Origin of the sequence: Marisediminitalea alba, from assembly GCF_002993365.1 — a bacterium.
Taxonomy (GTDB): Bacteria; Pseudomonadota; Gammaproteobacteria; order Enterobacterales; family Alteromonadaceae; genus Alteromonas; species Alteromonas alba.
Window position 1 is genome coordinate 1 of sequence record NZ_PVNP01000053.1, and the last position, 15,985, is coordinate 15,985.

General features: G+C 49.0%; 14 protein-coding genes. 6 read left to right on the forward strand and 8 right to left on the reverse strand.

Features of this window, described 5'->3' with window-relative positions; genetic code table 11:
• Window positions 1-251: 251 nt before the first annotated feature.
• Genes C6Y40_RS06845 through zwf form a run of 5 tightly spaced genes read right to left on the reverse strand, consistent with a single transcriptional unit; the run spans window position 252 to window position 5,872 of the window.
• Window positions 252-893 carry a bifunctional 4-hydroxy-2-oxoglutarate aldolase/2-dehydro-3-deoxy-phosphogluconate aldolase gene (locus C6Y40_RS06845; RefSeq protein WP_105933951.1) on the reverse strand — a complete coding sequence of 214 codons (642 nt, stop codon included), beginning with the start codon at window positions 891-893 and terminating at the stop codon, window positions 252-254.
• Between the two features lie 4 nt (window positions 894-897).
• Complete coding sequence (locus tag C6Y40_RS06850) at window positions 898-1,848, reverse strand: glucokinase (protein WP_105933952.1); 951 nt, start codon at window positions 1,846-1,848, stop codon at window positions 898-900.
• Window positions 1,845-3,674, reverse strand: a complete 1,830-nt coding sequence (edd, locus tag C6Y40_RS06855) for a phosphogluconate dehydratase (RefSeq protein WP_105933953.1) — start codon at window positions 3,672-3,674, stop codon at window positions 1,845-1,847. Before edd ends, C6Y40_RS06850 begins: the two co-directional genes overlap by 4 nt.
• Before the next feature lie 9 nt (window positions 3,675-3,683).
• Complete coding sequence (gene pgl, locus C6Y40_RS06860) at window positions 3,684-4,376, reverse strand: 6-phosphogluconolactonase (RefSeq protein ID WP_105933954.1); 693 nt, start codon at window positions 4,374-4,376, stop codon at window positions 3,684-3,686.
• A 2-nt stretch (window positions 4,377-4,378) separates the two neighbouring features.
• Window positions 4,379-5,872: a glucose-6-phosphate dehydrogenase gene (zwf, locus tag C6Y40_RS06865; protein ID WP_105933955.1), complete on the reverse strand. Its 1,494-nt coding sequence runs from the start codon at window positions 5,870-5,872 to the stop codon at window positions 4,379-4,381.
• A 543-nt stretch (window positions 5,873-6,415) separates the two neighbouring features.
• Here zwf and C6Y40_RS06870 point away from each other — a divergent pair.
• From C6Y40_RS06870 to C6Y40_RS06885, 3 genes are all read left to right on the forward strand, one after another.
• Entirely contained in the window at window positions 6,416-7,273 is an 858-nt protein-coding gene (locus tag C6Y40_RS06870; protein WP_105933956.1) for a MurR/RpiR family transcriptional regulator, read from the forward strand.
• 295 nt (window positions 7,274-7,568) lie between these two features.
• Window positions 7,569-9,005, forward strand: coding sequence for a pyruvate kinase (pyk, locus tag C6Y40_RS06875; protein ID WP_105933957.1), 1,437 nt, complete (start codon window positions 7,569-7,571; stop codon window positions 9,003-9,005).
• 445 nt (window positions 9,006-9,450) lie between these two features.
• Window positions 9,451-9,858 (forward strand): DUF4168 domain-containing protein, encoded by a 408-nt coding sequence (locus tag C6Y40_RS06885; protein ID WP_105933959.1) that lies wholly within the window; start codon window positions 9,451-9,453, stop codon window positions 9,856-9,858.
• A 73-nt stretch (window positions 9,859-9,931) separates the two neighbouring features.
• On the opposite strand, the gene C6Y40_RS06890 is transcribed toward C6Y40_RS06885, so the two are convergent.
• Both C6Y40_RS06890 and C6Y40_RS06895 read right to left on the reverse strand, forming a co-directional pair.
• A complete protein-coding gene (locus tag C6Y40_RS06890; protein WP_105933960.1) occupies window positions 9,932-10,483 on the reverse strand; it encodes an NAD(P)H nitroreductase in 552 nt (183 codons plus the stop codon).
• A 112-nt stretch (window positions 10,484-10,595) separates the two neighbouring features.
• Window positions 10,596-11,168, reverse strand: coding sequence for an HvfX family Cu-binding RiPP maturation protein (locus C6Y40_RS06895; RefSeq protein WP_105934021.1), 573 nt, complete (start codon window positions 11,166-11,168; stop codon window positions 10,596-10,598).
• Window positions 11,169-11,554: 386 nt separating this feature from the next.
• Between C6Y40_RS06895 and sppA the strand changes: the two genes are divergently transcribed.
• Both sppA and C6Y40_RS06910 read left to right on the forward strand, forming a co-directional pair.
• A complete protein-coding gene (gene sppA / locus C6Y40_RS06905; RefSeq protein ID WP_105933962.1) occupies window positions 11,555-13,432 on the forward strand; it encodes a signal peptide peptidase SppA in 1,878 nt (625 codons plus the stop codon).
• Window positions 13,429-13,917 carry a SprT family zinc-dependent metalloprotease gene (locus tag C6Y40_RS06910; protein ID WP_240621869.1) on the forward strand — a complete coding sequence of 163 codons (489 nt, stop codon included), beginning with the start codon at window positions 13,429-13,431 and terminating at the stop codon, window positions 13,915-13,917. Before sppA ends, C6Y40_RS06910 begins: the two co-directional genes overlap by 4 nt.
• 287 nt (window positions 13,918-14,204) lie before the next feature.
• Here C6Y40_RS06910 and yfbV read toward each other — a convergent pair whose 3' ends face one another.
• Window positions 14,205-14,651, reverse strand: a complete 447-nt coding sequence (gene yfbV, locus C6Y40_RS06915) for a terminus macrodomain insulation protein YfbV (protein ID WP_105933963.1) — start codon at window positions 14,649-14,651, stop codon at window positions 14,205-14,207.
• Window positions 14,652-15,003: 352 nt separating this feature from the next.
• Between yfbV and trxB the strand changes: the two genes are divergently transcribed.
• A complete protein-coding gene (gene trxB / locus C6Y40_RS06920; protein ID WP_105933964.1) occupies window positions 15,004-15,957 on the forward strand; it encodes a thioredoxin-disulfide reductase in 954 nt (317 codons plus the stop codon).
• Window positions 15,958-15,985 lie beyond the last annotated feature (28 nt).

Genomic DNA, 15,985 nt, shown 5'->3' on the forward strand with positions numbered 1-15,985 from the left:
CCTAAACCGCTTCCTGTTCGTCAGGCCAGCATTTTGCCTTCGGCTTCCTTCAGATTTCACCTCACGATGAACACCCTTGCCGTTCGGCTAGCACTTCCCCTTGCCGGGTGTGCAGAGGACTTCCACCTCCAAGTCATCAACTCACCACCACAGTGAGTCGAACAGTGCTAAAGCACTACGCGCCATGCCCGGCGCACCATTAAAAAAGGGTACGTCCAAAAACGTACCCTTTTTATATTCTCTGCAAAATATTACTTGCTGGCGTTAGCTACCGCTTCTTTAGCCAGATCGGTAATGCGGTCCCAGTCACCATTCTTGATAGCGTCGTCTGGTGCCAACCACGAACCACCTACGCAGCGTACGTTAGGTAACGCCAGGTACTCGTTGTAGTTATTCGGGCCGATACCGCCAGTAGGACAAAATACCGTTTCAGGGAACGGACCGCTGATAGATTTAATGGCTTTCACACCACCAGACGCTTCAGCCGGGAAAAACTTCAGGTAGGTATAACCTGCATCTTTCGCTTTCATCAGATCAGAGGTTGATGAAATACCCGGAATAAGTGGGATTTCAAAATCGTGACCCGCTTTTAACAGGTCATCAGTCATACCAGGACTGATTGCAAACTTAGCGCCTGCCTCAACAACCTGCTTTAACTGCTGAGCGTTAGTCACAGTGCCGGCGCCAATTAACGCATCAGGAACTTCATCTGCAATTCGCTTAATCACATCCAGCGCAGCCGGGGTACGTAAGGTCACTTCCAGTACTTTAATGCCACCTGCCATCAGAGCATGAGCCAGCGGCACCGCTTTTTCCACATCTTCAATAACCAGTACCGGCACTACCGGGCCTGCGGCAAAGATGTCTGCAGGTGAACTTTTCCAATTAGTCATAAAATCAACTCGCAATCTGTTGTTGTAAATACGCTGATGCGCCTAATAAACCATGGTCCGGTTCATTAATCAGGTATGTCGGAACATCTTTAACGTAATGTTTCATGCGTCCTTTGGCTTCAAAACGGGCTCTGAAATCGCTGTTAGTCAGAAACTCCGTGAAGCGGGTAGCGATTCCGCCACCAATGAATACGCCGCCGGTTGTGGCCAGATTCAGTGCCAGATTACCGGCGAAACTTCCCATGATCCGACAGAACTGGGTCAGTGCAGATAAACACACTTCGCACTGGCCATTTAATGCCTGTTCGGTCACCTGAGCCGGATCGGTAATTGCCGGCTCTACACCCTGATGCAAAGCCAGAGCACGATAGATATTGAGTAATCCACGACCAGACAACACGTCTTCGGCAGATACCCGGTCGAGTTCGTTTTGCAGATGACGCCACACCACGATGTCTGTTTCATCAACCGGCGCAAAATCCACATGACCACCTTCACCGTCGAGTGTTTTCCACCCTTCAGCAGTGTGCATCATGTGCTCAACGCCTAAGCCGGTGCCGGCACCAAAAACGGCAACGTTACCTTTATCAACCGATTGACCGGTGCCTATCTGGATAAGCTGTTCTGCGCTTAATACCGGCAGTGAATGAGCAACTGCGGTAAAGTCGTTAATTACAAACAAATCGTTAAGATTGAGCTGCTGCTTCAACGCACGCTGCGAAAAAGTCCAGCTGTGGTTAGTCATTGCTACTTCGTCACCGGTAACCGGACAGGCTATGGCGATACAGCCCGCACTGAAGGTTTCACCGGTATCAGAAAAATACTGTTTCAGAGCAACATCAATGCTGGCAAAGTCATTACACAGATACTTCTTAATATTGCTCAGGCCGCTTTCGGTTATGGTGGCAACACGAATGTTCGTGCCGCCTACATCTGCGACAAACCAGGCGCTCATACATTTTGCTCCTGCGTGTAAAACAGCGTACAGGCACCTTCTTCTGCGCCGGAGATCACACCGCGCATACCGCCAAATAATTCGCGGCCCATGCCTTCATGCTGCATGGTCAGGTCGGCAACCGCTGCAGTACGTTGCGCCAGTGTTGCTTCGTCAACGTGCAGAGTTAATGAACCGGTTTTGGTATCCAGCTCAATAATGTCGCCACTTTCCACTTTTGCCAGCAAGCCGCCTAAGAATGCTTCCGGGGTAACATGGATAGCGGCCGGTACTTTACCGGATGCGCCAGACATGCGGCCATCGGTAACCAGCGCTACGTTGTAACCACGGTCCTGCAGCACACCCAAAGGTGGCGTTAAACGGTGCAGTTCCGGCATACCAATCGCAGCAGGCCCCTGGAAACGAACAACCACAATACAGTCTTTATCCAGTTCACCTGATTTAAACGCAGCGTCGAGCTGATACTGATCTTCAAATACCACAGCGGGAGCTTTAAGTGTGCAATGCGGGTTACGCAGAGCAGAGGTCTTGATCACTGCCCGGCCCAGATTACCTGACAGCACATTCAGGCCACCGTCTGGCTTGAAGGGTTCTTCAACACTGGCAAAAACTTCTGTGTCGTGAGATTTAACCGGACCGTCACGCCAGGTAACTTCGCCGTCTTCCAGGGCGGGTTCCTTGGTGTACAGATCCAGTCCGTCACCGACGATGGTTTTGACATCGTTATGGATAAGCCCGGCATCGAGTAATTGTTTGAACAACAGCGCCATGCCGCCAGCTGCCACAAAATGGTTGATGTCAGCTGAACCATTCGGGTAGATACGGGTTAACAGTGGTACCGCATTCGAAAGCTCTGAGAAGTCATCCCAGGTAACGATAATGCCGGCAGCACGTGCTACAGCAATTAGGTGCATGGTGTGGTTTGTTGAACCACCAGTAGCCAGCAAGGCTACAATACCGTTTACGATCGCTTTTTCGTCAACGATATGGCCGATTGGCGTGTAGTTGTCACCCAGTGCAGTCAGACGTGTAACCTGACGAGAAGCCGCTTTGGTTAACGCATCACGTAATTCTGTGCCCGGATTAACAAAAGACGAACCCGGTAAATGCAGACCCATCATTTCAACCACTAACTGGTTACTGTTTGCCGTACCATAAAACGTACAGGTACCAGCTGAGTGATAAGACTGAGATTCTGCTTCAAGTAGTTTATCGCGGCCAACCTTGCCTTCAGCAAAAGCCTGACGAACCCGGGCTTTTTCTTTATTTGGCAAGCCACTTGGCATCGGACCGGCTGGTACAAATACCGTTGGCAGGTGACCAAAGCTCAGCGATCCTATCAGTAATCCCGGGACAATTTTGTCACAGATACCGAGCATCATGGCGCCGTCGAACATGTTATGAGACAGAGCAACTGCCGCCGACTGAGCAATGACATCACGGCTCATCAGGCTCAGTTCCATGCCCGGGTTACCCTGAGTAACACCATCACACATGGCTGGCACACCGCCGGCAAACTGAGCCACACTACCCACTTCCTTCACCGCGTCCTTGATAATTTGCGGATAGGTTTCGTAAGGCTGGTGAGCTGACAGCATATCGTTGTATGACGAGACAATCGCAATGTTGGCTTTCGTCATGCTGCGCAGATCTGATTTATCACTGCTGCTACAGGCGGCAAATCCGTGCGCTAAGTTACCGCAAGACAACACGCCTCGGTGTGGACCCTGTCCACGGGCGCGCTCGATTTTTGCCAGATAGGCCTGACGGCTGGCTTTACTGCGCTCAATAATGCGCTGCGTAACTTCGTTTACCTGTGTATTCATTACTGACTCCTACGGTGCCCATTTCAAGGTCACTTGTGCTGCGTTAATCACAGCAACAATTGGCTTTTCAGTGGCCGTGGCATTGGCAACTGCGTCTTCAAGTACCTGACGTTTCTTATCACCGGTCAGGTGTAGATAGATATTTCGGCTGGCGACAATCGCCGGCAGCGTCAGCGACATCCGCTGATGCGGGGCCGTGGTCGGCTGCGTAGCAATGCATACACGGCCGCGGTTCATGGCCAGACCATCTTCGAGTTGTTCACAGCACGGGAACAATGAAGCGGTATGACCGTCTTCGCCCATACCCAGGATCAGCACATCAAATGGCTGTGACATGGCCGATAAACGGCTTTCGCAAGCTAACGCTGCATCGGTGGCATCAGCCTCGGCTGATTTTATTTCGATAAAGCGCGCCGCGCTGGCTTTGCCAACCAGCAGGTTTTCTTTCACCAGGCGGGTATTACTCGCGTCACTGCTTTCTTCTACCCATCGCTCGTCAACCAGTGAAACATCCACACTGGCCCAGTCGATATCGGTTTCGCTTAATGTTTTAAACAAAGGTAACGGTGTACGACCACCGCTGACCATCAGACTTGCCCGCCCGCGCTGAGCAATGCCCTCGGCAAGCTTTTCAGCAATCTCCGCGGCAAACTCTTCGTTCAGCGCCTCAGCACTTTCATATAATGATTGTGTTAATGGCATAATTACTTTTTCTTCGTGATTTTGCTTTCGTACCAGCTGCGGTCTTCACGCGCCAGCAATCCAATCGAAGCCACCGGGCCCCAGGTACCTGCCTGATAAGGCTCTGGCGGTTCGTTACTGGTGCGCCATGCTGCCAGTATTGAGTCGACCCAGGTCCACGCCTGTTCAATTTCGTCACGACGTACGAACAGCGCCTGGTTACCAAGCATCACTTCGAGTAACAGCTTCTCGTAGGCGTCCGGGATACGGTCGTCGGAGAACTCTTCAGAGAAACTCAGGTTCAATTTGGATTTTTGCAGATCCATAGAGCCTGAACTGGTCAGCCCCGGCACCTTGTTCATTACGGTGATTTCGACACCTTCATCAGGCTGCAGACGAATTACCAGCTTGTTAGGTGGTAGTGCACTGAAGCTTTCGGTAAACAGATTGTGCGGCTGGCGTTTAAAGTAAATAACAACCTCTGATACCTTGGTAGGCAGACGCTTACCGGTTCTCAGATAAAACGGCACACCGGCCCAGCGCCAGTTGTCGATTTCAGCTTTAATTGCTACGAAAGTCTCGGTTTTACTAACCGTGTTGGCGTCATCTTCCTCAAGATAACCGGGGACTTCCTTACCTTTAACAAAACCAGCGGTGTACTGACCACGTACGGTCACGTCATTAACGTTACTGGCATTGATTGGGCGCAGCGCTTTCAGTACTTTTAGCTTTTCGTCTCGAATGCTGTCGGCGTTTAGGTTCGCTGGCGGCTCCATGGCAACCAGCGACAAAATTTGCAACAGGTGGTTTTGCACCATGTCACGCATCTGGCCGGCATCGTCGAAGTAACCCCAGCGGCCTTCAATGCCCACTGACTCCGCTACTGAAATCTGCACATGGTCGATGCAGTTATGGTCCCAGTTAGTGGTGAAGATAGAGTTAGCGAAACGCAGTGCAATCAGGTTAAGTACCGTTTCTTTACCCAGGTAATGGTCGATACGGTAAATCTGGCTCTCGTTGAAGTATTCAGCCACCTGTTCGTTGATAACTTTCGATGATTTCAAATCGTGACCGATTGGTTTTTCAAGCACCAGGCGCACACTTGAATCAATAATATTACAGCCGTGTAAACCGCGGCAGATGTCACCATATATAGCTGGCGGAGTCGCCAGATAACAAACCATGGTGCGATCCGGATTAACATGGGGCTCCAGCGCTGCGTAGCTGGCGATATCTTTCATATCGATTTGCGCATACGCCAGTCTTTCTTTAAATTTGCTCCAGGTATCTTCGCAAACCGTTTCACCGGCAAACTCAGCCAGCGCATTCTTTACTTCTTCAACGTAATCTTCAGAGGTCAGCTCCTGACGAGCCACACCTACGATAGTTGTATCCGGATGCAACAACCCTGCTTTTTCGAGTTGGTATAAAGACGGCAATAACTTGCGTCGAGAAAGGTCACCTTTGGTACCAAACAACACAAAATCGCAGGCTTCAAAAGAACTATCCATCACCATGAATTTGGCCTTATTTCAATTTATACAGTGGGCTGCTGTGATACAGCATGCCATCGTGGTAATTTGTTGCCATATAGTTAACAACAAATGTAGTAAAATTACAACTTTTGTTTCGCATTTGAATTTACAAAAAACTTTCTTCGCAGATTCGCACCTCAACCCATGCTTGGTGCGGACTTAATCGTGTAAGTTTAGCCTAAATACGACCAAAGTAGTAATCAATAAAAAGGGCCGGAAACCGCCTTTTTACCCGGCCAGTGACCTCACACCCCGACACCATTGTTTGTTAGCAGCATCAGTCTCTTTTGCTCTATATATACAGCAAGTAAGCCAATTTACTTTGCCATTGGTCATACAATATTAATTTTAAGGCGTTCACTAAAAACCGCCATTTTTTGAATTTGATCATCCTGAAGTTTAATTTCGAGATGAAATACCGCAAATCATGTTAATAAATTACATTTTTCTTGTACGATCTTTCATATTCAGTAGTATAGCGCTTGGGAGAACACACTTTTCACACTCAGTGTTATTGAAAATAATATGAATATTTTAGAAAAAATCACACAGCACAAATCTGCGTTCAGTAAATCGGAGCGAAAGGTGGCAGAAGTGATACTGGCGAATCCTCAATCGGCGATCCATTCCAGTATAGCAACTCTGGCAAAAATGTCAGATGTCAGCGAGCCAACGGTTAACCGTTTTTGTCGTCGTCTTGATACCAAAGGCTTTCCGGATTTTAAACTGCACCTCGCGCAGAGCCTGGCCAACGGTACGCCTTATGTTAACCGGCATGTAGACGAAAACGACGGCCCGGACGAATATACCAATAAGATATTCGAGTCGACCATGGCGTCGCTGGAAGTGGCCCGTCAGTCTGTTTGTGTAAACACCGTCAACCGCGTGGTAGACCTGTTAACCCAGGCACAGCGTATTTCGTTTTTTGGCCTGGGTGCCTCAGCATCTGTAGCTCATGATGCATTGAACAAGTTTTTCCGTTTTAATGTACCAGTGGTGTATTTCGAAGATATTCTGATGCAGCGCATGAGCTGTATGAACTGTAACTCAGGCGACGTCGTCATGTTGTTTTCACACACCGGCCGCACCAAAAGCCTGGTAGAAATCGCCCAGATTGCTAAAACGAACGATGCAACAGTGGTTGGCATTACATCGGCTGACAGCCCATTGGCTAATGAATGTACCTATGTATTATCGCTGGAAGTCCCGGAAGATACCGACATGTATATGCCCATGGCCTCAAGGATTGCCCAGTTAACCCTGATAGATGTACTTGCCACCGGGTTTACACTGCGTCGTGGCAATAAGTTCCGTGAAAATCTTAAGCGTGTTAAAGATACGCTGCGTGGCTCCCGCTACGAAAAACGCGGCAACGAAGCCTAATCCTCTCCAAGAGGGCGGATTCTTCTGCCCGCTTTTTTACATCGCGTAAAAATTTTTTTTGATATCAGTTACCACCTTCCAATCCCTTCACCCACTCGCTAGCGCAGGGGTTAGCGGTTCATTTGTGTTACTTTTTATTGCCACCGCTGTTCAGACCATCATAAAGAATCTTTAATCAACCATTCACAATTTGGTCAAATTCGTCTACTATTTTGTAATTAAATTACGAAATAGATTTTCAGCTATACTTAATCACTGGTTGTCCCACATAAACTATTAACAAGCGATAACACACATGACTAGAAGAACGAAAATCCTGGCTACTTTAGGGCCTGCTACAGACACGCAAGAAAAAATTGAAGCGATTATTGCCGCCGGAGCAAACGTAGTACGCATGAATTTTTCCCATGGCCAGGCCGAAGATCATATTGAGCGCGCCAAGCGTGTACGCGCAGCTGCTGCCAAGCTGGGCAAATACGTAGCGATTTTAGGCGACCTGCAAGGGCCAAAAATCCGGGTTTCACGCTTTGCCAACGATAAAGTTTTCCTTAACGAAGGCGACCCGTTTGTGCTGGACGCAGAGCTGGACCGCGATGCAGGTAACGAGCAACAGGTTGGTATCGATTATAAGGCGCTGCCTGATGACGTTAGCACCGGCGATATCCTGTTACTCGACGATGGCCGTATTCAATTAGAAGTGACCGGCGTTGATGGCCGTAAAGTACTGACTAAAGTAACCGTAGGCGGCAAACTGTCTAATAATAAAGGCATCAACCGTCTGGGTGGCGGTTTATCTGCTGAAGCGCTGACTGAAAAAGATAAGCGTGACATCCTTACTGCCGCTGAAATTGGTGTTGATTACCTTGCTGTCTCTTTCCCACGCAGCGGTGCAGACCTGAACTATGCCCGCGAACTGGCCGAAGCAGCCGGCTGTAAAGCGAAAATCTGCGCCAAGGTAGAACGCGCTGAAGCCGTTGCTACTGATGAAGCCATTGATGACATTATCAGCGCATCAGACGCAGTAATGGTTGCCCGTGGCGATTTGGGTGTGGAAATTGGTGATGCCGAGCTGGTTGGTGTTCAGAAAAAACTGATCGCCCGCTCTCGCCAGTTAAATAAGGTGGTTATCACGGCAACTCAGATGATGGAGTCGATGATTGAAAGCCCAATGCCTACCCGTGCAGAAGTAATGGACGTGGCTAACGCCGTACTGGACGGTACCGATGCGGTTATGCTGTCAGCAGAAACTGCAGCAGGTAGCTATCCGGTTGAAACGGTAAAAGCCATGGCCCGTGTTTGTGAAGGCGCAGAAACCCACCCAAGTGTAAAAATCTCCAAGCACCGCATGGACGAACTATTTGGTTCAGTGCACGAGACTATCGCTTTATCAGCGGTTTATGCTGCTAACCACTTACCGGGTGTAAAGGCTATTGTAGGCTTAACTGAAAGTGGCAGCACGCCGCGTCTGATGTCGCGTATCACCACTACCCTGCCTATTGTTGCTATGTCACGTCACGAAGAAACGCTTAATCTGATGGCGTTATATCGTGGCGTAAAACCGGTTTTCTTTGACTCTCGCGACAGCGCACCTGGTGAGCTGCGTAAAGATGTTGTAGCTCTGCTGAAAGAGAAAAACCTGGTGGAAGACGGTGATATCGTGATCCTGACCCACGGTGACCGCATGGAAACTATCGGTGCTACTGACGCAATTAAAATTATCGTCGTAGAATAGTACGAGTAATACGCTGAATGCTGATGCCGGAAACGCCAATGGTGTTTCCGGCATCACTGTTTTTAATACGCCATAACCATCTAAGCCTCTGCACCTATAACACTGTTCATCAAGCACCAAAGCTCCCGGCAACTAATTACTCCAAACCGATTAATGCCAATTTTCGATTGAGCAACTTGTTAACGTCTGCCATTTTCAACAAAAGTCACCCGCCACTGACGCTGCCATAGAATATTAGCCCCCTGTAATTTTGCATAACATCCATGCTATCACCGTGAAAAATTGCGACACATTTAGCAAGCGTAACCAGTCTACGCTTATAAAATCAGCTCAATTTTTCAATAAGTGATTGTTTAATATTATGATTTACAACCTGGCATAGCACTCGCTTTATAAGTTATGACATTCCCCGTAATGGGGTCATTCATCAAATTGGAGTGTATATATGACACGACTTGCAAAACTCATTGCCTTAACAACGCTTTCTCTTACCACCGGCGCAGTTTCTTCGGTTTACGCAGCCCAGAAAGTGCAGGACAACGAAAAAGCAATTAATCAAATTCAGACTTCTGTTGAACAACAACAGTTTGATGATTCAACGTTAGAAAAATTTACCGTGGCGATGTATGCGGTACAAGATGTTGCGAAAGAGTTTGAGGTTAAGCTGCAACAAGAGCAATCCACCGAAAAACAGCAGCAACTGCAAACCAACGCGCGTGAAGCGATGGTAGACGAAATAAAACAAGCTGGTCTGGAGGTAAAAACTTATACCACTATCGCTCAGCTGGTGCGTCAGGATGAAGCGCTTCGCCAACGGATAATGAACATCGTTAACGATCAGGATAATAGCTAGCCTTTCCTATCAGCAATGCGCCACCGACAGGTGGCGCTTTTTTTCTCAGTAAAGAGCAGGGTCAGAATAGCCGTTATGCAAAGACAGTAAAGTAGTCTTGCGGTTCAAGTTCTGGCTTGGGTCCTGCGTCTTGTGCTGGCGTACCCAGATATAAAAAGCCAACAATTTCGTTGTCGGCAGATACACCCAGCCCTTCTTTTACAATATTGCAATGGGCATAATCGCCGGTGCGCCACATGCCCTGAAAGCCCTGGGCAACCGCAGCCATTTGCATGGCCATAGCCGCACAACTGGCCGACGCGAACTGTTCTACCTGAGGCACTTTTTCGTGTTCCTGATAGGCCGTGGTGATTACAATAATCATCGGCGCACGGGTAGGTAACTGCGGCGCGCGCTGTATTTCACGTTCCGTTTTATCATTATCAATAGCAGACTGCTCAAACAGTGCACCGAGCTTGTCGAGTCCTTTGCCCTCACACACTATAAATCGCCATGGCTTAAGTGCCGCGTGATCCGGCGCCCGCAAAGCCGCGCGTTTAATATTATGCAACGCCTCGCCAGCCGGTGCCGGCGCGGTTAGTCGGGGCTGTGAGCGACGATTGATAACAAGTTCCAGTGCATCCATGGTGCTCTCCTTCTGGCAAAATAATTAGTTTACCCGTGCTGATACGGGCTATTTCACAAAAAGACCAGCATACTGGCAAGCGATTTTAGTGCAATCCCTGCAATATAATTTATTAGTGATTAAAATGCCGCGCCAGATAATAATCAATACTCACATAACGCCCGCCACCAAAGCAGAACAGCACCATAAGCATAATAAAATAAGTAGCGGCAAACTCTATACCGTTATTCAGGATCACAAAGTTACCACTGGATGTCAGCCAGTCGATATAGCCGTGTTCGTTAAGAATAGCTTTCGCTGCAGAGAGCTTCTCAGGGGCCACCATGACAGATTCATTTGTTAACAGCGTACCATCGGCCAGCCAGCTGCCTGCATCGGCAATAGCCGGCCATCCGTGCTGCCAGTGAACGGTAATCATGGCCACTACCATGGTTATCATTAAAGGGATGGCGGTTAGCCGGGTAGCCAGGCCTAGCACTAAAAACGCAGCCCCAATAAACTCACTCAATGCAGCCAGGCCAGCCAGTAAAAATGGCAGCGGCAACCCCAACCCGTAGTCCGGATTACCAAACCAGTCTACCGTGCTGTCGAAGTTAGCCAGTTTCTGCCAGCCCGCCTGAGCCATAACCGGAGCCAGATATAACCTTGTTAGTAACAGGGGAATACCGTTCAGGGATGCTGCCATCCCATTTAATTTAGTATTTAACTTACGGATAATTGCGCTCACCACGGTTTACCTCAATAATGCCAATTACGATTAAGACCGCGGGGTAACGTTATTTCTTTCAATCGATGAGTCGTTTTTCTCAATTAATGCAAAAGGGTCAGCGCAAGGTGAATTACAGGCAACGTCAGGGACGCCTGCTAATGACACTGTCGGATGACCAGCACAAAGCCATTGCCAGGTTGATTCAGCAATGGCTGGATGATAGTGCAGATCAACCTGCTGCATCCGCTGCCAAAAAGAAACCTCATAGATAAAGGCAATAACATTTCATTACAAAATTAACTCGCGATAATTTTTTGAATCGATAACATTAGGTTGTTTTGTTAATTAGGTAAGTAGTCAGTATGGCCGAAAAAAGTAAAAGCTGGACCAAAGCGCTGTTTGTGGGGTTATGGACCGCCCTGAATTTTTGTCGAAAATTATTTTTCAACGTGGTGTTTCTGGTCATTATCATAGGCATTATCGCCGTGGCCAGCCGTGAAGAAAGCGTCCCACAGGTAACCCCTGGCAGTGCCCTGATGCTTACCCTTAATGGCGCACTGGTCATTCAGAAAACCGCGGTAGACCCGGTTTCTGAGTTTCTTCAGGAAGCGTTTGACGAAGAGCCGGATAACCCCGAAGTACTGGTTCGCGATGTGGTTAAAGTGCTCGAAAACGCCAAGGCTGACAAGCGTATTAAAGCGGTAGTACTTAACCTGCAGGGCTTACGGGGTGGCGGCCTGGATAAGCTACGTACCATTGCAGAAGCCATCGACGATTTTAAAACCTCCGGCAAACCTGTACTGGCCGTTGGCGACTATTACACCCAGTCTCAATATTACCTGGCAGCCCATGCCGACAAAGTGTATCTCAACCCTATCGGCGGAGTCTCAATTGACGGTTATGCCAATTACGGTATGTACGTAAAACGGGCGCTGGAAAAGCTCAAAGTGAATATGCACATTTTCCGTGTAGGTACGTTTAAGTCGGCGGTTGAACCCTATATCCGCGAAGATATGTCTGACGCAGCCAAAGAAATGAATGAGCGCTGGCTGAATCAATACTGGGAGCAATATAAAGCTGATGTTGCGGCTGCGCGCGGTGTTGACATCAATAACTTTGACGAGAGCCTTGAAGTGATGCTGGAAAATTTCGAGCAGGCTGGTGGCAACTCTGCCCAATACGCAATCGAGAAAGGCTGGGTTGATGAAGTCAAAACCCGTGAGGAAGTGCGTCAGGAAATTATTGCCCTGGTCGGCCAGGACGAAAATAACCGTGCCGGTTTTAAACTCACCACCTACCGCAACTACAACCGGGTGATTAATCCGCCTATGCCCATGGTTGCCCGTCAGGGCGATAAAGTGGCAGTGGTAGTGGCTAAAGGTACTATTATGGACGGTGAACAGCGCGCCGGAAACATTGGCGGCAACAGCACCGCACAGTTACTGCGTCAGGCCCGACTTAATGAAGAGGTTAAAGCGGTCGTGCTGCAGGTTGACTCGCCGGGAGGCAGTGCATCGGCGTCTGAGATTATTCGTCAGGAAGTGCTTAATTTACGTAGCGCTGGCAAACCAGTAGTGGTTTCAATGAATACTTACGCCGCTTCCGGGGGTTACTGGATTTCGGCTTCAGCGGATAAAATATTTGCCAGTCCAAGTACCATTACCGGTTCGATTGGTGTGTTTGCTGCATTAGCCACCTTTGAGGATGCCGCTGATTACCTGGGCGTTGATACCGACGGTGTCGCCACTACAGAAATGGCCGGATTCTCTACCCTGCGCGGCATTGACCCGGTGTATAAGCAACTTATTCAGCGTAGTATTGAAAACAAGTACAGTGAATTTTTGACCCTGGTTGCCAGTGAACGCGGTATGGATGTCAGTGCCGTTGATGATATTGCCCAGGGCCGTGTATGGATTGGTACCGACGCGCTGCAGATTGGCTTAGTGGATGAGCTGGGTACGCTGGATGATGCTGTAACGGCGGCTGCCGACCTGGCCGGTGTAGAAGATTACGATACCGTTTATGTTACCCGTAAGCTGTCTGAGAAAGAGTTGTTCTGGAAAGAGTTTTTCGGTCAGGCGGTTATCTACGCCCTGAAGCTCAATCTGATTGATAACAACAATATTCTGACAGGTCTGGTGCGTGAAACCATGGCGCAGGTTGATCTGATTTCATCGCTCAACGATCCACAGAACATTTACACCCTGTGCGTACGCTGCCGGGTGATGGATAACCATTGATATCCGCCAGCGATAAGCAGTTACTCAATGACCGTCTCGAGGAATTATACCTCGGGGCGGATAGCTATTTCAGGCGAACGTTTGTACGCCCTACCCTTACCTTCAGACGCAGTGGCCGCCATGCAGGCACGGCGTTTTTACAGCAGAACAGGATAAACCTACACCCTGTGTTATTTGCTCACAATCAGCAGGCGTACTTTTCCGACGTGTTGCCTCACGAAGTCAGCCACTTGTTGGTTTATCAGTTGTACGGGCGGGTGAAGCCCCACGGTAAGGAATGGCAGGCCATGATGCAGGAGGTGTTTAACTGCGCCCCCGAAACCCGCCATGAATTTGATTTATCGCCGCTGAATATTCCCAGTGTACGCTATCGTTGTGGCTGTGGAGACGTTGAGTTGAGTATCCGCCGGCATAACGCAGTTGTGCGTGGCCAGCGGCAGTATCAGTGCCGCAAGTGCAGGCAGGTGCTATACCAATCTGCTTAGAAGCTTAGCCCCTCAGAGTGATCCCTGAGGGCTAGTCGAAAACGACTTAGATCACGACGCTTTCTCTGCGGCATAGTCATTCTATGTCCAGAGGACGCAACACAGATGTAAGTCGTTTTGGCCACTCCCCTTGGGCAATCCCCTGAGGGTGAGCTATCAGGCTTCCTGGCGTTGTTACGCTTGCTTGATTTGGAACCACCAACCCTGTGCAACCAAGCCTAGCCAGAAAGCCTAACAGAATTGCTGAGTGAGTAAACTTCTATGCAGATTGGTATTAAACCCGCAGCTTAAAACCACTGGCGGGTAAACGCTTTATCCAAATCTTCGAAAGCCGTTTTCAGCAAGCGGGCTAATTCGCGATAACGGGGCTTATGCTGCGGGTTTTGCACCGCACACCCCTGGGCTCGCATTTTGGTGAGGACTTCCTGATACCAGTGACGTAACTGTGGCGGCAGCGTCTGATTAGAGCGCTTGCCCAGCCACAATAATCCCTGCATTGGCATACTCAGAAAAAAAGCGCCTACGGCAAGGGCCTGAGGCAGGTAATCTGTACCAAAGGTATTAAGCATGGTAGCGCAGGCTAGTACAGCCACAGGAGGCATAAAGCGCACCGCAAACCGGGTGGCTGCCACTACACGGCAATCCGGGAACAAGGTGTAAAGCTCGCGCTTTAACGGCCAGGTTTTCATGTATTCCTGTCCGTCTTTAAGCATAGTGGTAACTGACTGGGCCATAGTGAACCTCGTAAGTGATAACCGCAACCTTGGGTGGCTATACCGTAGCAAGAGTAGATGCCTGTTTACTAATAATAGTCCGGAATGTCGAAAATGGTTTATTTAACGATGAATTTCCGGACCGCTTTTAAGATAATATCACAGCCGGGTATTGAAAGTATTCGATTCGACCGCACAATGTCTCATAATAACCTATGATTGCAGGGTGACAGGTAATCTGTAGCATACGCAACTGCGTATAACTGAGCTTATTTCGGTGCAGTGTTATTGCAAATAACCTTTCACCTACCGCATTAACCAATACGATGTGCTTGTCGCGTACTGCTGCGTCAGGCGTTAACTGGAGAAAAACATGGCAGAAAGCAGACACGTTCGTCTACTCATTCTTGGTTCAGGCCCGGCTGGTTACACCGCCGCTGTTTATGCAGCCCGTGCAAACCTGTCCCCTACTCTGATCACCGGTATGCAACAGGGTGGCCAGTTAACCACTACCACCGAAGTAGAGAACTGGCCTGGCGATCCGGAAGGTCTTACCGGACCTGACTTAATGGTTCGTATGCAACAACATGCCGAGAAATTTAATACCGATATCATCTTCGACCACATTAATAAAACGGACTTAAGCAAGCGTCCGTTCACCCTCTACGGTGATAGCGGTACTTATACCTGTGATGCCTTGATAATCGCTACCGGCGCGTCAGCAAAATATCTGGGTATGCCTTCAGAGCAGGCGTTTATGGGTAAAGGTGTTTCTGCTTGTGCAACTTGTGACGGCTTTTTCTACCGTAACCAGAAAGTGGCTGTAATTGGTGGCGGTAACACCGCTGTTGAAGAGGCGCTCTATTTATCTAACATTGCTTCTGAAGTACATGTTATTCACCGTCGTGACAGCTTCCGCAGTGAAAAAATCCTGGCCGACCGTCTGCTTGATAAAGCAGAAAACGGTAATGTGGTGCTGCACCTTAACCGCACCCTGGACGAAGTACTTGGCGACGAGATGGGCGTAACCGGCGTACGGATCAAAGCTACCGACTCTGATGCCACCGAAGAACTGGATGTAATGGGTCTGTTTGTTGCCATTGGCCACAAGCCTAACACCGACATCTTCGACGGTGAGCTGGATATGAAAGACGGCTACATCACAGTAAACAGTGGTACTAACGGTATGGCTACACAAACCAGCGTACCAGGCGTATTTGCTGCCGGTGATGTATCTGATCATATTTATCGTCAGGCGATTACCTCAGCCGGTACAGGCTGTATGGCGGCGCTTGATGCGGAGCGTTTCCTGGACGCACAGGAATAATCCTGACTGGCGGTGGCTGCAACGCCGC

Coding starts and splice junctions, on each gene's coding strand:
- C6Y40_RS06845 (WP_105933951.1), bottom strand. CDS start 893: ATGACTAATTGGAAAAGTTCACCTGCAGACATCTTTGCCGCAGGCCCG.
- C6Y40_RS06850 (WP_105933952.1), bottom strand. CDS start 1,848: ATGAGCGCCTGGTTTGTCGCAGATGTAGGCGGCACGAACATTCGTGTT.
- edd (WP_105933953.1), bottom strand. CDS start 3,674: ATGAATACACAGGTAAACGAAGTTACGCAGCGCATTATTGAGCGCAGT.
- pgl (WP_105933954.1), bottom strand. CDS start 4,376: ATGCCATTAACACAATCATTATATGAAAGTGCTGAGGCGCTGAACGAA.
- zwf (WP_105933955.1), bottom strand. CDS start 5,872: ATGGTGATGGATAGTTCTTTTGAAGCCTGCGATTTTGTGTTGTTTGGT.
- C6Y40_RS06870 (WP_105933956.1), top strand. CDS start 6,416: ATGAATATTTTAGAAAAAATCACACAGCACAAATCTGCGTTCAGTAAA.
- pyk (WP_105933957.1), top strand. CDS start 7,569: ATGACTAGAAGAACGAAAATCCTGGCTACTTTAGGGCCTGCTACAGAC.
- C6Y40_RS06885 (WP_105933959.1), top strand. CDS start 9,451: ATGACACGACTTGCAAAACTCATTGCCTTAACAACGCTTTCTCTTACC.
- C6Y40_RS06890 (WP_105933960.1), bottom strand. CDS start 10,483: ATGGATGCACTGGAACTTGTTATCAATCGTCGCTCACAGCCCCGACTA.
- C6Y40_RS06895 (WP_105934021.1), bottom strand. CDS start 11,168: ATGGCAGCATCCCTGAACGGTATTCCCCTGTTACTAACAAGGTTATAT.
- sppA (WP_105933962.1), top strand. CDS start 11,555: ATGGCCGAAAAAAGTAAAAGCTGGACCAAAGCGCTGTTTGTGGGGTTA.
- yfbV (WP_105933963.1), bottom strand. CDS start 14,651: ATGGCCCAGTCAGTTACCACTATGCTTAAAGACGGACAGGAATACATG.
- trxB (WP_105933964.1), top strand. CDS start 15,004: ATGGCAGAAAGCAGACACGTTCGTCTACTCATTCTTGGTTCAGGCCCG.